The sequence below is a fragment of the Clavibacter lycopersici genome (genome assembly GCF_003576405.1).
GTDB lineage: Bacteria > Actinomycetota > Actinomycetes > Actinomycetales > Microbacteriaceae > Clavibacter > Clavibacter lycopersici.
In genome coordinates this window covers 1-3,385 of sequence record NZ_QWGT01000273.1, presented here as the reverse complement: position 1 = coordinate 3,385, position 3,385 = coordinate 1, and the positions used below count along the sequence as shown (strand labels likewise).

The 3,385-nt window shown below is 73.0% G+C and carries 5 protein-coding genes; 2 read left to right on the top strand and 3 right to left on the bottom strand.

All coding sequences use genetic code 11. The features are described from left to right. Positions 1-55: 55 nt before the first annotated feature. Positions 56-748 carry a DUF3710 domain-containing protein gene (locus DZG00_RS13715; protein WP_119382906.1) on the bottom strand — a complete coding sequence of 231 codons (693 nt, stop codon included), beginning with the start codon at positions 746-748 and terminating at the stop codon, positions 56-58. Beyond that, positions 745-1,215, bottom strand: coding sequence for a dUTP diphosphatase (gene dut / locus DZG00_RS13710; protein ID WP_119382905.1), 471 nt, complete (start codon positions 1,213-1,215; stop codon positions 745-747). The genes DZG00_RS13715 and dut overlap by 4 nt, the downstream gene beginning before the upstream one ends. Positions 1,216-1,253: 38 nt before the next feature. Here dut and DZG00_RS13705 point away from each other — a divergent pair, with 38 nt between their 5' ends. Beyond that, complete coding sequence (locus tag DZG00_RS13705; protein ID WP_119382904.1) at positions 1,254-1,703, top strand: DUF3093 domain-containing protein; 450 nt, start codon at positions 1,254-1,256, stop codon at positions 1,701-1,703. A gap of 46 nt (positions 1,704-1,749) precedes the next feature. Here DZG00_RS13705 and DZG00_RS13700 read toward each other — a convergent pair whose 3' ends face one another. Further along, positions 1,750-2,043, bottom strand: a complete 294-nt coding sequence (locus tag DZG00_RS13700; RefSeq protein WP_012038342.1) for a DUF4193 domain-containing protein — start codon at positions 2,041-2,043, stop codon at positions 1,750-1,752. Between the two features lie 325 nt (positions 2,044-2,368). On the opposite strand from DZG00_RS13700, the gene sepH reads away from it, so the two are divergent. Beyond that, positions 2,369-3,385, top strand: a 1,017-nt coding sequence (gene sepH, locus DZG00_RS13695) for a septation protein SepH (RefSeq protein WP_147360013.1), incomplete at its 3' end; no start/stop codon positions are given.

The window sequence follows — 3,385 nt, the reverse complement described above, 5'->3', positions numbered from 1 at the left end:
CGCGGTGCGTCGCCGGGCGACGAGGCGTCGTCGCCCGGGCCCTCCCCCGTCACGCTCAGGAGCCCAGCGCGGGGGCCGGGCTCTCGCCGGCGGGAGCCGCGCCCGGGGTGGTGCCGACCTGTGCGGCGGGCATCTTGAGCGGGATGAGGTCGCGCGGCGGCATGGGCGAGGATCCGCGCACCACGACGACGCTGCGGAACAGGTCCTCGACGGCGGCTGCGGCATCGGGGTCGGACACCGCGCGGCCGGTGATGACGCCGCGCAGGAACCAGCGCGGGCCGTCCACGCCGATGAAGCGGGCGTCGCGCGTGGTCGCCGCCGGCTGGCCGGCCTGCTGCACCACCGGGATCACTGCGTGGAGCTCGGGGCCGAACGGCCCGTCGGCCAGGCGCGTCGTGCCGCCCTGCCGCTGGATCTGCTCCCCGATCGTCGTCCGGATCTCGTGCCACAGCCCGCTGGAGCGCGGGGCCGCGAAGGGCTGCACCTGCAGGCTGGACTCGGCGTAGTCGAGGCCGATCGCGACGACCTGCTGGGTCCCCTCCGCGACCTCGAGGCGGAGGTGCAGGCCCTCGCGCGGGAGGATCTTGATCCCGCCGAGGTCCACGTAGGGACGGACGGGGTTGGCCTCGGTCTCGTCGAGCGGGCCCTCGTCGGCGCGGTCGTCGGGGGCGGACTTGGCGTCCAGGACGTGCTCGGCGTCGTCCGCGAGGGCGGCGTCGTCCGGCTGGTTCGCGTTCTCGTCGGTCATGTTCGGTCTCCTGGGTCTCGGGCGGGGAGGGCGCCGGTGCCCGTGGAGCCGAAGCCCCCCGAGCCGCGGTGGCTCCCGGGCAGCTTCTCGACGGGCACGAACCGCACCCGGCTGACCGGCATGACGACGAACTGCGCGATGCGGTCGCCGACCGCGACATCGTACGCGGCCTCGGCGTCGGTGTTGAGGAGGGTGACCCGGATCTCGCCGCGGTATCCCGCGTCGACGGTGCCGGGTGCGTTCACGATCGTGATGCCGTGACGCGCCGCGAGGCCGCTGCGAGGCAGGACGAACGCGGCGTAGCCGTCCGGGAGGGCGATCGAGACGCCCGTGCCGATCGTGGCGCGCTGGCCCGGTGCGAGGCGCACGGACTCGGCGCTCACGAGGTCGGCCCCGGCGTCGCCGGGATGCGCGTAGGCCGGGATCGGGGCGTCGCCCGCGATGAGGACGTCGACGGGATCGGGCACGGTCGAAGGCTAGTGCAGGAATCTGATCGAATGGACGCATGCAAGCGTCCCCCTACCGGGAGCGGCTGTGGCCGGCTCCCTGGCTCTTCGTCGCCACCGCCCTCGTCATCCCCGCGAGCCTGCTCGTGTTCCTCCCCATCAGCGTGCTCGCCGGTGTGATCGTCGCGATCGTGCTGTACGCGGGCGTCGTCGCGATCCTGGTGCTCACGAGCCCGGTGATCGAGGTGGTCGACGGGCGGCTCCGCGCGGGACGCGCCTCGATCGACGTCGACCAGCTCGGCGATCCCGAGGGGTTCCGCGGCGCGGAGGCGACCGCCGAGCGCGGCACGCGCCTGCACGCCCGCGCCTACCTCGTGATCCGCGGGTGGGTGGACCCGGTGGTGCGGGTGCCGCTCCTCGACGCGACGGACCCCGCGCCGTACTGGCTGCTGTCCACGCGGACCCCGGAACGACTGATCGCCGCGATCCGAGGATCACGGCGATCATGACGTGCGGTGAGGCGCACGGCCTCTAGGGCTCTCGCCCGGCGTCGCTCTACGCGGCGCACTCCTGGCAGATGGGGCCGAGCTTCTCCTGGTGGTCGATCTGCGAGCGGTGCTTCACGAGGAAGCAGCTCACGCAGGTGAACTCGTCGGCCTGGGGCGGGAGGACGACCGTCTCGAGCTCGAGGTCGGAGAGGTCGGCTCCGGCGAGGTCGAAGCTCCCGGGGTTGTCGGCATCGTCGACGTCCACGACCCCGGACATGCGGTCCGGGACGCGCTCCTTCAGAGCCTCGATCGAGTCGGAGTCGTCCTCCGTCTTGCGCGGGGCGTCGTAATCAGTTGCCATTCCTGTCCACTTCTCGAATAACCGCCGAACGGAATCGGCGGGCACAGTTTGCATGAATCGCATCCGGATAGCAAACCGTCAGCGGACCCCTTCCGGGGGCCCTGATCGGCGGTTTGGATGCGGGGAGCCGGCCCGTGTCCGGGCCGCGGATGCGGAGTCACACGGTACACCGTTCGCGCACAAACAACCTGCGTCCCGGGCCGTCGATCCCGCCCTCCGGCGCTCTCGTCGGACCCAAGTCGCGGCGCGCCACGCGTATTCCCCGGAAGAGGGGCCGAGTCGTGCCATCGTGAATCGTCCAGTGAGCGCGAGAGGCGTGGAACCCATGCAGGATCTGAAAATCGTCGGAGTCGAGGACGGCGCCCTCGTCGTCGAGACCGCGGGCGGTGAACGGCACCGTCTCGTGATGGACGACTCGTTCCGCTCGGCGCTCCGCCGCCAGTCCGCCGACGGCGGCCAGACGCGGAAGGCCGCGCCGCGCATCATCCAGTCGTTCATCCGCCAGGGCATGAGCGCCGAGGACGTCGCGCGGGAGACCGGCGCATCCGTCGACTACGTCCGGAAGTTCGAGGGCCCGGTGGTCGCGGAGCGCGAGCACGTGGTGCGCAGCGCCATGAAGGTCCCCGTGCACACCGCCATCGAGGTCGACCCGATGGGGCAGGGCACCCTGTTCGGCCAGGTCATCGAGGAGCGCCTCGAGTCCCTCGGCGCGAAGGACGTGCGCTGGAGCAGCTGGAAGGAGCAGCTCGGCGGCTGGATCGTCAAGGTCGCCTTCACCAGCGAGGACATCGACCACGACGCGCGCTGGTCGTACGACGCCAAGAAGCACGCCCTCTCTCCCGCGAACAACGAGGCGATCACGCTCTCGCAGCAGGGCGAGATCCGCGGCGCCCTCATCCCCCGCCTCCGCGCGCTGCCGCCCGAGGCCGCGGACACGCACCAGGAGGACGGCGTGACGCGCTTCGACAGCGGCGCGTTCCGCCTGCCCGAGCCGACGGCGTCGAGCACGCAGGACACCGCGCCCCAGGCGTGGGAGGCCCCCCGCCGCGACGAGGGTGCGTCCGTCTCGCACCTCGGGCGCCAGGGCAACCACCCCGCGGGCACGCAGCAGCCGGCGCGCGTCGCGCAGGCCGAGCTGAACGAGACCGCCGACCTGCTCGAGGCGCTCCGCCGCCGCCGGGGCGAGCGGGAGTCCGTGCCGCGCGAGGACGAGGGCGACGAGACGGGCGAGGACGCCCCCGCCCCCGCTCCCACCACTCGGCGCGACGAGCCGCTGTCCCGCCCGCGCGGCGGCCAGCGCTCCGTGCCGCCGCTGCGGTCCGCGGTGATCCCCGGCATCGGC

Excerpts from the sequence above, each read along its gene's own strand:
- DZG00_RS13715 (WP_119382906.1), bottom strand. The coding sequence starts at position 748 with ATGACCGACGAGAACGCGAACCAGCCGGACGACGCCGCCCTCGCGGAC.
- DZG00_RS13705 (WP_119382904.1), top strand. The coding sequence starts at position 1,254 with ATGCAAGCGTCCCCCTACCGGGAGCGGCTGTGGCCGGCTCCCTGGCTC.
- DZG00_RS13700 (WP_012038342.1), bottom strand. The coding sequence starts at position 2,043 with ATGGCAACTGATTACGACGCCCCGCGCAAGACGGAGGACGACTCCGAC.